We start from the raw sequence: 15194 nt of genomic DNA, 5'->3' as shown, positions 1-15194 counted from the left end.
GATGCCACTGTCATTCACGCGGACGTTTGTGCGAAGGAGCAGGTCGGGGTCCGAGAAGATGCTCCTTCTGGGCAGCGTTCTGGCGGTCATGGCGATTATGGCAATCGTTGCGTGGCTGCTGTTCAGGGAGCTGGGCAGCGCCAACGAAGCCTCCGTGCGTGCGGCGAACAACGTCGTGCAGCTTATCGATGCTGACGTCCAACGCAATGCCGAACTTTATGATACCTCGCTCCAAGGGCTGATCTCTGCATGGCTGAGACCGGACCTTGGGACCATCTCGCCTGAGTTGCGTCAGTTGGTACTCTTTGATCGCGCTACTGCCGCGCCTTACAAGGGTGATCTGGTGTTGCTGAACGAGACGGGGAGCATCATTGCCGACTCGACCTCGTTGACACCGCGTCAGGATAACTTCTCTGACAGGTCGAGTTTCCAGCATCACCGGGACAACAATTCCCTTGCACTGCTGGTCGACGGACCGTTTCGTACCCGATGGGGCTTCAAAGACCTGTGCATAAGTTTCAGCCGCCGCATCCCTTCAAATGACGGCAGGTTCGTTGGCGTGGCCAGCGCGTCCATGAGGCTGACTTACTTCGACCAGTTGTTTCGCACGCTGGACGTCGGCCCGGGGAGCACCATCAACTTGTTAGGTGCCAACGGGATACTCCTCGCCCGGCAGCCTGAATCCAATGGTCGGACCTATGTAGGCCAGGACTTCAGCATGCGCCAGAACTTCAAACGCGTGCTGTCGGAGGTCAATGGCAGTTTCACCGCGGTATCCGATCTTGACGGCGTTCAGCGCCTGTATACGTTTTCTCGGGTCGGTGACCTGCCACTCATTGTGGTGGTGGCGCAATCGCGGGACGACGTCTATGCCGTCTGGCAGCGCAATGCAATGTTGGTGGCAGGCGCCACTGGCCTGCTCTGCATCGGCATTCTGCTGCTGTCCTGGCTATTGGGCCGTCAGCTGCGTCTGCGCCAAAACGCCGAGCGCGAACTGGCTGGCCTGGCATCTAGGGACGGGCTGACCGGTCTGGCCAACCGGCGCAGGCTGGATCAGGTGCTCAAGCAGGAATGGGCGCGAAGCATGCGTTCGGGAAGGCCTCTGGCATTACTGATGATTGATGTGGACCACTTCAAGGCCTTCAATGACCGACACGGACATCATGGCGGCGACGTTGCACTGCGCAGCGTCGCCCAGACGCTCGCCGCCAGCATCCGCAGGCCAGGTGACCTCGCCGCCCGGTATGGCGGTGAAGAATTCATGGTGGTGCTTCCAGAAACCGAAAAGGCAGGTGCCTGTGTCATTGCAGAAAAGCTGCGCCTTGCAATTGAAGCACTTCCGCCTTTCGCTGAGGACACAGTGCCCATCACGGTGAGCATCGGCGTCGCCACGCATCTGCCGGTAACCCACGATCAGCCCGAACTGCTGTTTCATGCTGCTGATCGTGCCCTGTACCGCGCCAAGAAAAACGGCAGGAACCGCGTGGAAGTCGAACCGTACGTTGCGCCCTTCGCGGAACAGCAGGCATAAAAAAACGCCAGACTGGCTGGCGTTTTTCCGAACTACCGCGAATTACTTGTTGGCAGCACGAACGGTGTTGCGCAAGGCTTTGACCTTGTCATGGTTCGCTTGCACGCCCTGCAGCTGACGCTGGATCAAGCTGGTAACGTTGACCGGCAGGTTTTTCTCAGTCGCTTTCTGCGACGCTTCTTTGTAAGCCTTCAGCGCGTGGTCTTCGCCGCTTTCGACTTCGTTGAGGACGGCTTCGTCGTTCTTGCCGCTCAAAGCGCTTTTCAGGTTGACCCACAGACGGTGTGCGCCGCCAGCAATGCTGGACGAATCTTCTGGATCGCCGCCCAGTGCGCGTACTTCAGCTTGCAGCTCGGCAACCGAAGTCTTGCAGCCAGAGGAGCGGGAAAGCAGGTAGGCCTTGATTTCCGGGTTCTTGGCGTCTTCAGCAGCAGTGTGAAAACCTTTCTCACCGTCAATGCTGGTCTCGATCAAGTCATTCAGAATAGAGATGGCTTCTTTGTTGATATCCGACATTTTGCGGTTCCTTTCTGGCAGGTTTATCAAAGGTTTGGTTAACGAAACACTCGATAAGGTAGATATTGCACTGTGCATGCCAGCTTTTGCTGATAAAGAATATCCTTAATTTTCAATGAGTTAATAATATCAAGCGACAGTCGCGCCGCGCTTTCTGCATGATCTGTGTGTTTGCGCAATTGCAGAATGCACGTATCTTTCAAGTTCACTCGAACGGATAAGCGGTTATTGGATGAATCCAGAGAAACTCAAACTATTGGTGGCTCGCGAAATGCCGTTCGGCAAGTATCAAGGGCGATTGCTGGCGGACCTGCCAGGTGACTACCTGAACTGGTTCGCCCGGCAGGGTTTCCCGGCAGGTGAGCTGGGCAGCCTGCTGGCACTGATGCACGAGATTGATCACAACGGCCTTTCGGCGTTGCTGGATCCGCTGCGCACCCGGCCTCGCGAACCTCTGCGGCCGGGCCCTTCGAAAACGCCCATTCGTTTCAACTAAAACGTCCATTTATAAAAGCGAGCCGCTTGATGAACAGCACTGCATACGCAATAACGGAATTGGCGGATGAACAGGCTCGGGACGAAGCGTTCTGGCAGCAGGTTGCGGCTCAGTACGACGTCGAGCCTGGGCCGGTCAATTTCGAATACGGCTATTTCGGCCGCATGACCCGCGCGGCACTCAAGGATTACGAGCAGAACCTCGCTTACGTCAATCGCAGCAACTCGGTCTATGTGCGGCAGAAGTTCGACTTCGAGGACAGCGAGGTGATTCGCGCCGATCTCGCCGATCTGCTCAACGTGCCAGCCCGCGAAGTCGCCCTCACCCGCTCCGCGTCGGAGTCGGTGCAAGCGCTGATTCGCAACTACAACGGCCTCGTGGCTGGCGACCAGGTGCTGGTCAGCGACCTGGACTACAACAGCGTCCAGACTGGCATGCGCTGGTTGGCGAAGAATCGCGGCGTGGAGGTGATTGAGGTCACTCACCAGCATCCCGCGAGCCACGACGGTCTGCTGCAGACCTACCGCGAAGCGTTTGCCGCTCACCCACGACTCAAACTGGTGGCGCTGACGTACGTCACCCACCGGACCGGGCTGGTGATGCCGGTGAAGGCCATCGCCGAGCTGGCTAAAGCCCACGGCATCGAGGTCATTCTGGATGGCGCCCATGCCTTGGGCCTGCTGGATTTCGAGCTTGCTGATCTCGGCGTGTCGTTCGCCGGCTTCAACCTGCAGAAATGGATAGGCGCGCCGCTGAGCCTGGGCTTTATTTATGTGAAGCAGGAACGCCTGAGCGCCATCGACCCCGACATGGCAGACGAGCGCTACGGTGCGGACGACATCCTCGGCCGCGTGCCGTACGGGACGCCGAATATCCCGGCGCTGATGACACTGCCCAAAGTGTTCGCCGACCATCGGGCCATGGGCGGTGCTCCGGCCAAAGGCGCACGCCTGGCTTACCTGCGAGACCTGTGGGTCACTCAGGCGCGCGCTATCGAAGGCATTGACGTGCTGACGCCGGACGACCCTCGGCTGTATTGCGGGATCACGTCATTCCGGTTCAGCCGTCACGGGGATCAGGAACTCATGGTCAAGCGCCTGCTCGATGAGCACGGTATTTTTGCAGTGACGCGAGAGGGCTCGGCCTGCGGGGCGTGCATTCGCATCACGCCGGGATTCACCACGTCGGCAAAGGACGTTGACCAGTTGGTGGCAGCGCTCCGCGCGCTGGCGTGAGGCCTGCACCCCCATTCAGCGCCGGGATCAAGGCCCCCGAAAGGACCGCAGAAAAAAAGACGGCGCCTTCATGACGAAGGCGCCGTAAATCCATCGAGAAACGAACTACAAAGGAGCGGCAAAGATAAGCGCTCCAGCCACTGCCTGTGCGGTACATATCTATTGCGTATGAACAGCGCAAAAAAAAACGGCGTTCCCGACCAAGGAACACCGTAAAAAAGCCATGCAACAACGACTTCTGCAGCAACGCCCCGAGGGGCGCCATAATCGGATCATGCTCAGCAGTTAACCAGCCCCCACTTGAACGGAGGCTGTCTAAGCGTACGCATGACCGACGGATCCAGACTCAGTCGAACAGCGCGATTGCTTCGGCAGTGGCGTCGGTAATCCGCTGCCAGTCGCCGTTCTTCACCCACGCGTTATCGATCATCCATGTGCCGCCGACGCACATTACGTTGGGCAGCGCCATGTAGTTTTTCAGGTTGGCCGCACTGACGCCGCCGGTTGGGCAGAAGCGCACTTCCGGGAATGGACCGCCCAGTGCTTTGATTGCACCAACGCCGCCACTGATTTCCGCCGGAAACAGCTTGAAGCGACGATAACCCAGCGCGTAACCGATCATGATTTCCGAAGCGCTGCTGATGCCTGGCAGGAGCGGCAATTCGCTCAGCGCGGCGGCTTCCAGCAGATCCTGGGTGCTGCCGGGGGTGACGATGAACTGTGAACCCGCCTCCTCGGCCGACTTGAGCATGTGGCGGTCGAGAATGGTGCCGGCGCCAACGCTCAGCTCTGGACGCGCATCACGCAGCATGCGAATGGCTTTGAGGCCGAACTCGGAGCGCAGGGTGATTTCCAGCGCATTCAGGCCGCCAGCGGCCAGGGCATCGGCCAGCGGCAGAACGTCCTGTTCACGGGCAATGGTAATGACCGGCAGAATCTTCGCTTTCGCGCAGAGTGCGTCGATCTGGGCAATCTTGCTCGCCATGCTATTCAACGGCTGTTTCACTTGGGTATTTTCCATGGCGGCTGATCCTTTGCTTATGGGCACCAGTAGATCTCTAGAGACGGGTTGAGGAACGCGCGCACGGGCATTTCGGCGAGGTCATCGCCTGCCAGTGCAGCGCGCAATGTATCGAGTTTGGCCTGGCCGGAAACGGACAGAAGGGTGGTCGCTGCCGACGCCAGTACCGGACGCGTCAGGGTCAGACGCTGATGCGGGACGGTCGGTGCGAGCATGGGCAGGCAGCGACGATCGCTGTTGAGGTCCAGGGCTTCCTTCAGGTGCGGGCTGTCGGGGAACAGCGATGCGGTATGCCCGTCATCGCCCATGCCCAGGATCAGCACGTCGATCTTCTGCAGCGCCTTGAGCGCCTCGTCAGTCGCCGCAGCAGCTTCATCAACTGTCGTGGTCGGACGATACAGACTGAAGAACTCCGCTTCCGCTGCCGGGCCCTGAAGCAGAAAACGCTTGAGCAGGCCTTCGTTGCTGTCGGCGTGCTCGGTCGGCACCCAGCGCTCATCGGCCAGACTCACGCAGACTTTCGACCACTGGAGCGGCTTCTGCGCCAGCGCTTTGAAAAACGCCACCGGACTTTTGCCACCCGACACCACCAGCGTGGCCGTGCCGTGGGGATTACTGGAAATTGCAGCCCCCAGGCGCTCAGCCACGTGATCGGCCAGCGCGTTCGCCAGCACTTCAGGATTATCGAATTCGTGGGCCTTCAGACCCGCCGGAAATTCAAGTTCACATATCGCCATACCAGGACCTCCCGTCACGCGTAATAAGAGCAATGGAGCTCATCGGCCCCCAGGAACCGGCCGGGTAAGGCTTGGGCGCGTCGCCCGCCTTTTTCCAGCCAGCGATCAACTGGTCGCACCATTGCCAGGCGTATTCGATTTCGTCTTTGCGGACAAACAGGTTCTGATTGCCACGCATGACCTCCAGCAACAACCGCTCGTAGGCGTCCGGCACACGGGCGCTGCGGTAGGCGTCGGAGAAGCTCAGCTGCAGAGGATTACTGCGCAGCTGCATGCCCTTGTCCAGGCCCTGATCCTTGGTCATCACTTGCAGCGAGATGCCTTCATCGGGCTGCAGACGGATGATCAGGCGGTTGCTGATCTGCAAGCGCTGCTCGGGGGCGAAGATGTAATGCGGCGGCTCTTTGAAGTGAATCACGATCTGCGACAGCTTTTGCGGCATGCGCTTGCCGGTCCGCAGGTAGAACGGCACGCCTGACCAACGCCAGTTACGGATGTCGGCACGAATGGCGACGAACGTTTCGGTGTCGCTCTGGGTGTTGGAGTTTTCTTCTTCCAGATAACCGGGCACCGGCTTGCCGTCGCTGTAACCGGCGATGTATTGCCCGCGCACCACTTGGGTGGCCAGACGCTCCGGCGTGAACGGCGCCAGTGCCTTGAGCACCTTCACCTTCTCGTCACGGATGCTGTCGGCGGACAGGTCGCTGGGCGGGTCCATCGCGATCAGACACAGCAGCTGCAGCAGGTGGTTCTGAATCATGTCGCGAAGCTGGCCGGCTTGGTCGAAATAGCCCCAGCGCCCTTCGATACCGACCTTCTCTGCCACGGTGATTTCCACGTGGGAGATGTGGTTCTGGTTCCACTGCGTCTCGAACAGACTGTTGGCAAAACGCAGGGCGATGAGGTTCTGCACCGTGTCCTTGCCCAGATAGTGGTCGATCCGGTAGATGCGGGTTTCAGGCAGGAACTTGGCAACGGCGTCATTGACGCGACGGGACGACGCAAGGTCGTGGCCGATGGGTTTTTCCAGCACCGCGCGGGTGCGGTCGGTCAGGCCGACCAGCGCAAGGTTCTCGCAGATGGCGCCGTAGACAGACGCAGGGGTCGCGAAGTAGGCAATCATGGTTGGCGCGTCGCCCACGGCTTCGGCGAGCGCGACGTAATCCTCGCCCTTGAGGAAGTCCACGTGCAGGTAACTCAGGCGAGCCTGAAAACGCTCCACGTGCTCGGTCTCAAGCTGCGCCTCGGGGACGAAGCGACGCAGGCTTTTATCGATGTAGGCCAAGTGCTCCTCGGGAGTGCCGGGCTCACGGGCCAACGCAATAATTCGGGTCTCGGCATGCAGCAGTCCAGCTCGATCAAGCTGGTACAACGCAGGAAACAGTTTGCGCACCGCCAGGTCACCCAAGGCGCCAAACAACGCAAAAGTGCACGGTTCAACCGTAATCGAGAGCATAATGTTGGTTCTTTTATCAAGTTAAGCTACAAATACCTTTTTTAAAGGCGTTACTCAAGGCCGAATGTAGTAATAACCACAACATTCCCACCAGAACCACATTAGAGTGGTGATCACCACAGGCCCTCAGTACGATAGGCCACCTTTGCGACAGGCTAAAGGCCCAAATTCCCACTCTGCAAATAAAGGCCTGTTCCCCGGCCTGTCGCCGTTTCATCAGAAGGACAAACAATGGACCGTGTACGCAATCTTCTGGAGCAGATCCAGAGTCGTCTGGAAGAGCTGAACAAGGCCGAGCGCAAGGTCGCCGAGGCGATTCTGAGCAATCCGCAGCAGGCCACCCGGTTCAGCATCGCCGCGCTGGCGCAGGCGGCAAAGGTCAGTGAGCCGACGGTCAACCGCTTCTGCCGCTCCTTCGATGTCAGCGGCTATCCGGAACTGAAACTGCAGCTGGCCCAGAGCCTGGCCAGCGGCGCCGCCTACGTCAGCCGGGCGGTGGAAGCCGATGACAATCCGGAAGCCTACACCCGCAAGATTTTTGGCAGCGCCATCGCATCCCTCGACAGCGTGTGCCAGGTGCTTGACCCCAACCTGATCAGCAAAGCGGTCGACCTGTTGATTCAGGCGCGGCAGATCCACTTCTTCGGTCTTGGCGCTTCGGCGCCGGTCGCACTGGACGCGCAGCATAAATTCTTTCGCTTCAATCTTGCCGTCACGGCCCACGCCGACGTGCTGGTGCAGCGCATGCTGGCCTCGGTGGCCCACACCGGCGAGCTGTTCGTGATCATTTCCTACACGGGGCGCACCCGCGAGTTGGTGGAGGTGGCGCGCATTGCGCGGGAAAATGGCGCGTCGGTGCTGGGCCTGACGGCTGCCGACTCGCCGCTGGCAAAAGCCAGCACGTTGAGCCTGAATATCCCGCTGCCGGAAGACACCGACATTTATATGCCCATGACGTCGCGAATCGTCCAGCTGACAGTGCTGGATGTGCTGGCGACCGGCATGACCCTGCGTCGGGGCGTCGACTTCCAGCCGCATCTGCGCAAGATCAAGGAAAGCCTGAACGCGAGCCGGTATCCGGCGGACGATGAGTTGAACTAAGGGAACGCCTCATTTGCAGGAGCGCGCTTGCGCGCGATGAGGCAGTCCGGACCGATACATCTCTGTAACGGGAACAGTTTTTCGCGAGCAAGCGCGCTCCTGCAGGGTTGCGGTGGTCGACTGACCGCAGTCGCCACCACCTCGCTCAATGGACCAACGTCGCCTGCAGGCTCAGACTGGCGTGCTGCCCGGGTGCCAGGCTCAGGCAATCATCGACACCCGACGCCGCCTCGACCCGCAAAAACCCCATGGCTTCATCGCCACCCACACCCAGCAACGGTCTGCTGCCCGGGTGCCAGACCACCGTGCTGTCGCTGTCGCCAGTGTCGATACTCAATCGCCGCTGCCAGGCGTCGTCCTGCAACTCAAGCATGCCGGCGTGCTCGAACACCCGCTGACAGCTGCCTTGCACGCGTAGCTCGCCCCTTTGCTCGCAGGCGCTGCGGCTGAGCTCATCGTAACCCTGCGCACCGTCGAGCCCCTGCAATGCGACGTCCGCCACATCGCTGATACGCCAGTAGGCGTGCAGACCATGGCCGAAGTGACACGGCTCGCTGTCGTCGTGACGCGTCTCTAGGCGCAGCTCCATCGCCTGCCCCAGTTCAGCGTAGAGATCGGCCTGCCAGTCCCACAGTTTGAGTTGCCAGCGCAAGGTCACGCCCGCCTCGTGTTCGTGGCTTTCGACCAGTTTCCAGTCGAGCAACCGACCCCAGCCATTGGCCGGCCAGCCGCTTTCCCCAGGATGACGTCCGACCCAGGGCCAACTGACCGGCACGCCGCCGCGGATCGCGCCGACCAGGGGCCAGTGCGCAGCGCACCACAGCCAGGGTTTCTGCCCGGAAGGTTCGAAATGCAGCAGCTGCGCGCCCTGCCGACTGAACACGGCCTGGCACTGCGCATGATTGATCACCAGCACATCACGCTGTTGGTAGCGTTCCCACTGAAAGGTCGGTTGCGGTCGCACCGAGGTGAAGAAACGCTGAAGAGGATGCTCGGTTGAGCCGGGGTCCCTGAAGGGCATCGTTGTGGCACTCCAGATAGCGGTCACTCGTCAAGCGAGAAAAAAATGCTCCGAAGGCGGAGCCATTGCTGCCGAATAAACAGCGCAAAAAAAACGGGCAGCCAGGCTGCCCGTAAAGCACACACGACCCTTGATCGTTAGTGGAGCGCGGAGGAGCGTCCGCTTTGACTTAGAACTTGGATTGCAGCTTGATACCCGCGACCAGCGCGTTGTCCACGTGGTCTGTGCCGCCTGGATGCATCACGTACTGCAAGTTGGGACGAATAGTCAGCCAATTGTTGACGTGTACGCCGTAGTAGATTTCCGAGTTGTATTCAGTGGTCTGAATAGGCAGGAAGTTCGGATCGTCGTAGTTATCCGCTCCGTTGACTTCGTTGAGCAGACGAGCACGATCACGAACGTCGCTGTTGACGTGGATACGCGACACGCCTACACCGATGTCGTCTTTAGGACGTGCATCGAACGGACCTTTGAACACCAGGCCGACGTTCTGGAAGTTGTCGACGAAGTTGGTGGCCTTGTCATGCACGGTAGCGTTGAAGAACACGCTCATGCCACGCGATGCGTCGCCGCCAACGGTGGTCAGCTGCTGCTGAGCCACAAACCACCAGCCGTGCTTGCTGCTGTGGGTTTTGAACGCAGCACCGGTAAGCGCTTGCGGCTGACCGTTGACATCTTCTTCGAGGTCGTTGGCGCTTGGGCTGCTGTAGTACCAGCCAAGACGGTATTCGCCCGGGAGAGAGTTGACATTTGGCGACCAGACCAATTCAACAGGAACCAGCGTGCCCTTGGCGCCGCTGCCACTGAGTTTGAAGCCGTTGCCGGTTTCCAGGTATGAAGGGTTCTGCTCGTACACACCGATCTGCGCATACACTTGCGGCGTGATGTTGTACTTCACGCGCACGGCCCACTGGCTGACCGGCCAGTTGTACCAAGTGCTGACGTAGTTCGCCGCTTGTGTGCCGCAGAAGGTCAAGTTCTGGAAGTCGCAAGGGAAGCTACCGAAATCTTCGCCCTCGCCCATACGGCCGGCTTTGATATCAAGTGCGCCGTCGAAATACTTCTGTTTGACCCACATCTGGGTCAGACGCCAGGTCTGACCGCGACCCCAGACTTCCTGCGAGGAGCTGAGCGTGCCCACGCGTGGGTCGCCGAGACGGTCATTGGAGATGTTCTTACCGCTACGCTCGGTGACGGTCAGCTTGAATTCGGCATCTTTCAGACCGAACACTTTTTCGAGGTCGATTTGCGTGCCAATCGCGAACTGGTCCGAATAACGAGCCGTCTTGTCAGTGTCGTAGCCACCTTTGACGTTGGCGCCCACCTCGCCGACGTACTCGACGTTGAAATCATAGCCCTTGTCGTGCAGCTCTTGACGAAGCCCGCCCCAGTCGCCAGTCATGTGTTCGCTGGCATTGAAAGGCTCAAGGGCAAAAGCCGAGCCCGACGCTGTCAACGCACCCAGAAAAGACAGACCACCGATCAAACGTAATTGGTTAAGCGACTTGCCTTGTAGCTTTTTCATCCCTTGGATCCTCGTTTTATTGTTATTAGCTTTTTGAACAGCGTTGTAACCACGTACATCGTGTGCATGACGGGTTTGGTACCGCAGACATCGACCCGTCACAGGTGCTCGTTTGTGCAGTGCTCCTGCACGAGGGGATCAGTTGCGGTTGAGCCGCGTGACATTCCCCATGTTTTCCACCGACTGACTCGGTGCCAGCACGCCAAGGCGTTCGCCGGTTTTGGCGTCAAACAGCAGAACCTTCGCCGGATCGAACTGCAACGTCAAGGTCTCGCCCACAGCGGGTGCAATATCCGGCGCCAGACGGCAGCAGACCTTGCTCTCGTTGAGGGTAACGAATACCAGCGTATCCGGACCGGTCGGCTCCGTCACCTGAACTTCGGCGCGAATGGTTGGCAGACCTGCAGCATCAGCGGACGCTAGCACGATCTGCTCGGGACGCAGGCCCAGAATCACCTCACGGTCCTCAAGACCCGCGTCATTCATGCTCATCGGCAGCTCGCAACGGGCCTGACCGCTGTCGAGCAGTGCGACGAGACGACCGTCCTTGCGTTGCAGGCGCAGCGGGATGAAGTTCATCGGCGGCGAACCGATGAAACTCGCCACGAACAGGTTCGCCGGATCGTTGTAAATCTGCTTCGGCGTACCGAACTGCTGAATGATGCCGTCCTTCATGACCGCCACTTTGTCGCCCAGGGTCATTGCTTCGATCTGGTCGTGGGTCACGTAGACCGTGGTGGTCTTCAGGCGCTGGTGCATCAGCTTCATTTCGGTACGCATCTCGACGCGCAGCTTCGCATCAAGGTTCGAAAGCGGTTCGTCGAACAGGTAGATCTTCGGACGACGGGCCAGCGCCCGGCCCATGGCCACACGCTGTTGCTGACCACCGGAGAGTTGCCCCGGCTTGCGGTTGAGCAGGTGTTCGATCTGCAGCAGCTTGGCGACCCGCGCCACTTCGGCGTCGATGTCGGCCTGGTTCATCTTGCGAATCTTCAGCCCGAACTCGATGTTCTCGCGCACGCTCATGGTCGGGTACAGCGCGTAGGACTGGAACACCATCGCGATATCGCGATCCTTCGGGCTCATACCGCTGACGTCCTGGTCACCGATCATGATCGCGCCGCCGGTAATGTTTTCCAGGCCGGCGATGCAGTTCATCAGGGTCGACTTACCGCAGCCCGAAGGGCCGACCAGAATCAGGAACTCACCTTCTTTGATGGAGAGTTCGATGTTCTTCAGGGTGTCCGGCAGACCGGCCCCGTAAGTCTTGTTTACATTGCGTAGTTCAAGCGTTGCCATGATTACCCCTTGACTGCGCCGGCCGTCAGCCCGCGCACGAAATACTTGCCTGCGACCACGTAGACCAGCAGGGTCGGCAGCCCGGCGATCATCGCCGCCGCCATATCAACGTTGTATTCCTTGGCGCCGGTGCTGGTGTTGACCAGGTTGTTCAGCGCGACCGTAATCGGCTGCGAATCCCCACTGGAGAACACCACACCGAACAGGAAGTCGTTCCAGATCTGAGTGAATTGCCAGATCAGGCAGACCATGATGATCGGCGTCGACATCGGCAGAATGATCCGGCGGAAGATGGTGAAAAACCCCGCACCGTCCAGTCGTGCGGCTTTCACCAGTGCCTCGGGAATACTCACGTAGTAGTTGCGGAAAAACAGTGTGGTGAACGCCAGACCGTAGACGACGTGGACGAACACAAGACCTGTGGTGGTGCTGGCCAGGCCCATTTTGCCGAGGGTGAAGGACGCGGGCAGCAGGACGGTCTGGAACGGCAGGAAGCAACCGAACAGCAGCAGGCCGAAGAACAACTGCGAGCCGCGGAAACGCCACATCGACAGCACGTAGCCGTTCAGCGCACCAATGGTGGTGGAAATCAGCACCGCCGGAACGGTGATCAGGAACGAGTTCCAGAAGTAACCCTTTACCGTCGCCCAGGCTTTGATCCAGCCAATGGCGGTGACTTCGGTCGGCCAGCTGAGCAGGTTGCCGCTGCCGATGTCTTCCGGCGACTTGAAGCTGGTCAACAGCATGACCACCAGCGGCACCAGGTAGATGAAGACCGCAACGATCAGCACCGCATAGATGGCGACGCGGCTCAGGCTCAGTGCAGGCTTGTTGGCGAGACTAGTCATTGCGCTTGGCCCTCAGCTCGGAATACAGATAAGGCACGAGGATGGCGAGAATCGCGCCAAGCATCAGAATCGCACTGGCGGAACCCATGCCCATCTGGCCACGGCTGAAGGTAAACGAGTACATGAACATCGCCGGCAAGTCAGACGAGTAACCCGGCCCACCGGCCGTCATCGCGGCCACCAGGTCGAAGCTCTTGATGGCGATGTGCGCGAGAATCATCACCGCACTGAAGAACACCGGACGCAGGCTTGGCAGCACCACCTTCCAGTAGATTTTCGGCATGCTCGCGCCGTCGATCTGCGCGGCGCGGATGATCGACTGATCGACGCCGCGAAGGCCCGCCAGGAACATCGCCATGATGAAGCCCGACGCCTGCCATACCGCAGCGATCACCAGGCAGTAGACAACGCGGTCCGGATCGATCAGCCAGTCCAGGCGAAAGCCTTCCCAGCCCCAGTCACGCAGCAGTTTGTCCAGGCCCATGCCCGGGTTGAGCAGCCATTTCCAGGCCGTACCGGTGACGATCATCGAGAGCGCCATCGGATACAGGTAAATGGTGCGGATAAAGCCTTCGCGGCGGATGCGCTGGTCCAGAAATACCGCCAGCAACACGCCAACCACCATGCTGATGCCGATGAACATGCCACCGAACACCGCGAGGTTTTTGCTGGCTACCCACCAGCGGTCGTTGTCGAACAACCGTGCGTATTGCGCCAGACCCACGAATTTATAGGTCGGCAGGAAAGTGGAGTTGGTGAACGACAGAACGAACGTCCACAGGATATAGCCGTAGAAGCCCACCAGTACGATGAACATGCTGGGCGCCAGCACCAGTTTGGGTAGCCAGCGCTGCAGTGCATCGAACGGCGAGGCTTTGCTGAACACAGCAACAGAACTCATGGTGAAAATCCAATAAAGAGTGAAAGCAGCCGCAAGTCGCAAGCCTCAAGCTACAAGTCATAAGCCAATCATCGATCAGCTTGAGACTTGCAGCTTGCCGCTAGTAGCTGGCCTTTATTTGGCAGACTTGATCGCAGCGCCCAGCTTTTTCGCGGCGTCGGCCGGATCGGCTTTCGGGTCGTTGATGAAGTTGGTCACGACGTCAAAGAAGGCGCCCTGTACAGCCAGAGTTGTGGCCATGTTGTGCGCCATGCTTGGTTGCAGGCCGCCGGTTTTGGCGTCAGCCAGGAAGTCCTTGGCAGCGGTCTGAGCGCACGAGTCGAAACCGTACTTGCCCATGTCAGCCAGCATGTCGTTGCGAACCGGGATTGAGCCTTTGTTGATGCTGAAGACTTTCTGGAAGTTTTCACCCAGCACGATCTTGGCGATGTCCTGCTGACCGGCAGCAGTGCCGGCGTCTTTCTGCTTGAACACAGCCAGGGAGTCGATGTTGTAGGTGAACGCCTTGTCGGTGCCCGGGAACGCTACGCACTCGTAGTCCTTGCCGGCGACCTTCTTGGCAGCGGTCCATTCGCTCTTGGCCCAGTCACCCATGATCTGCATGCCGGCCTTGCCGTTGATGACCTTGGCAGCTTCCAGGTTCCAGTCCTGGCCTTTGCCGTCGACATCCATGTAGGTGGCGACTTTCTTCAGTTCGGTGAGCGACTTGACCATCTCAGGGCCGGTCAGCGCAGCGTTGTCGAGGTCGACCAGTGCCTTCTTGTAACCGTCAGCGCCCATGACAGAGAGCACGACGGCTTCAAACACAGTGCTGTCCTGCCAAGGCTGGCCACCGTGGGCCAGAGGGATGAAGCCTGCCGCTTTGAGCTTGTCGCCCGCTGCGTAGAATTCTTCGAGGGTGGTGGGGGCTTTTTCGATACCGGCTTTCTTGAAGACTTCCGGGTTGATCCACAGCCAGTTGACGCGGTGGATGTTCACCGGGACGGCAACGTAATCACCCTCGTACTTCACGGTGTCCGAGACCTTCTTGTCCAGCAGGCTGTCCCACTTCTCCTCTTTGGAGACGTTTTTCAGCACGTCGGTATCAAGCAGGCCGGTAGAGGCCCATTCCTGAATGTCCGGGCCTTTGATTTGCGCAACACCAGGCGGGTTGCCAGCAACGGCGCGGCTCTTGAGCACGGTCATTGCGGTTGCACCGCCGCCACCCGCAACAGCGCCGTCTTTCCAGGTGAAACCGTCTTTTTCAACTTGAGCCTTGAGCACATCGACAGCGGCTTTTTCGCCACCGGACGTCCACCAGTGCACAACTTCGACAGTGCCTTTGGCATCAGCCGCCATGGCGCTCAGAGGGAACAACGAGGCGAGGGAAATAAGTGCAGCGAGACGGGAAATCGAATTCATATCTGACCTTTCTTGTTGTTATGCATGAGCAAGTCGTGGCGCTTGCGCTGCGTGGATTCTAACCAAGGGGTTAGAGCGGACGGTAACGAAGGGATGCGCGAATGTC

General features: G+C 59.3%; 14 protein-coding genes. 4 read left to right on the top strand and 10 right to left on the bottom strand.

Annotated elements, in window-relative coordinates:
- The first annotated feature begins 1 nt into the window (after position 1).
- Positions 2-1531: a sensor domain-containing diguanylate cyclase gene (locus tag BMY98_RS02725; protein WP_074884353.1), complete on the top strand. Its 1530-nt coding sequence runs from the start codon at positions 2-4 to the stop codon at positions 1529-1531.
- Between the two features lie 42 nt (positions 1532-1573).
- Here BMY98_RS02725 and BMY98_RS02720 read toward each other — a convergent pair whose 3' ends face one another.
- A complete protein-coding gene (locus tag BMY98_RS02720) occupies positions 1574-2047 on the bottom strand; it encodes a PA2169 family four-helix-bundle protein (protein ID WP_074884350.1) in 474 nt (157 codons plus the stop codon).
- A 232-nt stretch (positions 2048-2279) separates the two neighbouring features.
- Here BMY98_RS02720 and BMY98_RS02715 point away from each other — a divergent pair, with 232 nt between their 5' ends.
- Together BMY98_RS02715 and BMY98_RS02710 are read left to right on the top strand one after the other, a co-directional pair.
- Positions 2280-2543 (top strand): DUF3820 family protein, encoded by a 264-nt coding sequence (locus BMY98_RS02715; RefSeq protein ID WP_074884347.1) that lies wholly within the window; start codon positions 2280-2282, stop codon positions 2541-2543.
- 29 nt (positions 2544-2572) lie between these two features.
- Positions 2573-3778, top strand: a complete 1206-nt coding sequence (locus tag BMY98_RS02710; protein WP_074884344.1) for an aminotransferase class V-fold PLP-dependent enzyme — start codon at positions 2573-2575, stop codon at positions 3776-3778.
- Positions 3779-4124: 346 nt separating this feature from the next.
- Here BMY98_RS02710 and BMY98_RS02705 read toward each other — a convergent pair whose 3' ends face one another.
- Genes BMY98_RS02705 through zwf form a run of 3 tightly spaced genes read right to left on the bottom strand, consistent with a single transcriptional unit; the run spans position 4125 to position 6992 of the window.
- The gene (locus tag BMY98_RS02705; RefSeq protein ID WP_074884341.1) at positions 4125-4799 is read right to left on the bottom strand and encodes a bifunctional 4-hydroxy-2-oxoglutarate aldolase/2-dehydro-3-deoxy-phosphogluconate aldolase; all 675 of its coding nucleotides are present in this window, start codon (positions 4797-4799) and stop codon (positions 4125-4127) included.
- A gap of 17 nt (positions 4800-4816) precedes the next feature.
- Entirely contained in the window at positions 4817-5536 is a 720-nt protein-coding gene (pgl, locus tag BMY98_RS02700) for a 6-phosphogluconolactonase (RefSeq protein WP_074884338.1), read from the bottom strand.
- Complete coding sequence (zwf, locus tag BMY98_RS02695) at positions 5523-6992, bottom strand: glucose-6-phosphate dehydrogenase (protein ID WP_074884335.1); 1470 nt, start codon at positions 6990-6992, stop codon at positions 5523-5525. Before zwf ends, pgl begins: the two co-directional genes overlap by 14 nt.
- Positions 6993-7223: 231 nt before the next feature.
- On the opposite strand from zwf, the gene BMY98_RS02690 reads away from it, so the two are divergent.
- Positions 7224-8093 carry a MurR/RpiR family transcriptional regulator gene (locus BMY98_RS02690; protein ID WP_065992054.1) on the top strand — a complete coding sequence of 290 codons (870 nt, stop codon included), beginning with the start codon at positions 7224-7226 and terminating at the stop codon, positions 8091-8093.
- Between the two features lie 145 nt (positions 8094-8238).
- On the opposite strand, the gene BMY98_RS02685 is transcribed toward BMY98_RS02690, so the two are convergent.
- The 6 genes from BMY98_RS02685 to BMY98_RS02660 all read right to left on the bottom strand — a co-directional run bounded on the left by BMY98_RS02685 (position 8239) and on the right by BMY98_RS02660 (position 15088).
- The gene (locus tag BMY98_RS02685) at positions 8239-9114 is read right to left on the bottom strand and encodes an aldose epimerase family protein (protein WP_074884334.1); all 876 of its coding nucleotides are present in this window, start codon (positions 9112-9114) and stop codon (positions 8239-8241) included.
- 169 nt (positions 9115-9283) lie between these two features.
- Positions 9284-10639: a carbohydrate porin gene (locus BMY98_RS02680; RefSeq protein WP_074884331.1), complete on the bottom strand. Its 1356-nt coding sequence runs from the start codon at positions 10637-10639 to the stop codon at positions 9284-9286.
- Positions 10640-10777: 138 nt separating this feature from the next.
- Positions 10778-11938 (bottom strand): ABC transporter ATP-binding protein, encoded by a 1161-nt coding sequence (locus BMY98_RS02675; RefSeq protein WP_074884328.1) that lies wholly within the window; start codon positions 11936-11938, stop codon positions 10778-10780.
- Between the two features lie 2 nt (positions 11939-11940).
- Entirely contained in the window at positions 11941-12786 is an 846-nt protein-coding gene (locus BMY98_RS02670) for a carbohydrate ABC transporter permease (RefSeq protein ID WP_074884325.1), read from the bottom strand.
- Entirely contained in the window at positions 12779-13687 is a 909-nt protein-coding gene (locus BMY98_RS02665) for a carbohydrate ABC transporter permease (RefSeq protein ID WP_037014845.1), read from the bottom strand. The genes BMY98_RS02670 and BMY98_RS02665 overlap by 8 nt, the downstream gene beginning before the upstream one ends.
- A 114-nt stretch (positions 13688-13801) precedes the next feature.
- On the bottom strand, positions 13802-15088 hold the full coding sequence (locus tag BMY98_RS02660) for an ABC transporter substrate-binding protein (RefSeq protein ID WP_074884322.1): 1287 nt from the start codon (positions 15086-15088) through the stop codon (positions 13802-13804).
- Positions 15089-15194 lie beyond the last annotated feature (106 nt).

This window comes from Pseudomonas graminis (assembly GCF_900111735.1).
Classification (GTDB): Bacteria; Pseudomonadota; Gammaproteobacteria; order Pseudomonadales; family Pseudomonadaceae; genus Aquipseudomonas; species Aquipseudomonas graminis.
Note: the sequence above shows the minus strand (reverse complement) of the source record. Positions and strands in the feature narration are given on the sequence as shown.

Excerpts from the sequence above, each read along its gene's own strand:
- pgl (WP_074884338.1), bottom strand. The coding sequence starts at position 5,536 with ATGGCGATATGTGAACTTGAATTTCCGGCGGGTCTGAAGGCCCACGAA.
- BMY98_RS02675 (WP_074884328.1), bottom strand. The coding sequence starts at position 11,938 with ATGGCAACGCTTGAACTACGCAATGTAAACAAGACTTACGGGGCCGGT.
- BMY98_RS02685 (WP_074884334.1), bottom strand. The coding sequence starts at position 9,114 with ATGCCCTTCAGGGACCCCGGCTCAACCGAGCATCCTCTTCAGCGTTTC.
- BMY98_RS02670 (WP_074884325.1), bottom strand. The coding sequence starts at position 12,786 with ATGACTAGTCTCGCCAACAAGCCTGCACTGAGCCTGAGCCGCGTCGCC.
- BMY98_RS02720 (WP_074884350.1), bottom strand. The coding sequence starts at position 2,047 with ATGTCGGATATCAACAAAGAAGCCATCTCTATTCTGAATGACTTGATC.
- BMY98_RS02665 (WP_037014845.1), bottom strand. The coding sequence starts at position 13,687 with ATGAGTTCTGTTGCTGTGTTCAGCAAAGCCTCGCCGTTCGATGCACTG.
- BMY98_RS02725 (WP_074884353.1), top strand. The coding sequence starts at position 2 with ATGCCACTGTCATTCACGCGGACGTTTGTGCGAAGGAGCAGGTCGGGG.
- BMY98_RS02705 (WP_074884341.1), bottom strand. The coding sequence starts at position 4,799 with ATGGAAAATACCCAAGTGAAACAGCCGTTGAATAGCATGGCGAGCAAG.
- BMY98_RS02660 (WP_074884322.1), bottom strand. The coding sequence starts at position 15,088 with ATGAATTCGATTTCCCGTCTCGCTGCACTTATTTCCCTCGCCTCGTTG.
- BMY98_RS02690 (WP_065992054.1), top strand. The coding sequence starts at position 7,224 with ATGGACCGTGTACGCAATCTTCTGGAGCAGATCCAGAGTCGTCTGGAA.
- zwf (WP_074884335.1), bottom strand. The coding sequence starts at position 6,992 with ATGCTCTCGATTACGGTTGAACCGTGCACTTTTGCGTTGTTTGGCGCC.
- BMY98_RS02710 (WP_074884344.1), top strand. The coding sequence starts at position 2,573 with ATGAACAGCACTGCATACGCAATAACGGAATTGGCGGATGAACAGGCT.
- BMY98_RS02715 (WP_074884347.1), top strand. The coding sequence starts at position 2,280 with ATGAATCCAGAGAAACTCAAACTATTGGTGGCTCGCGAAATGCCGTTC.
- BMY98_RS02680 (WP_074884331.1), bottom strand. The coding sequence starts at position 10,639 with ATGAAAAAGCTACAAGGCAAGTCGCTTAACCAATTACGTTTGATCGGT.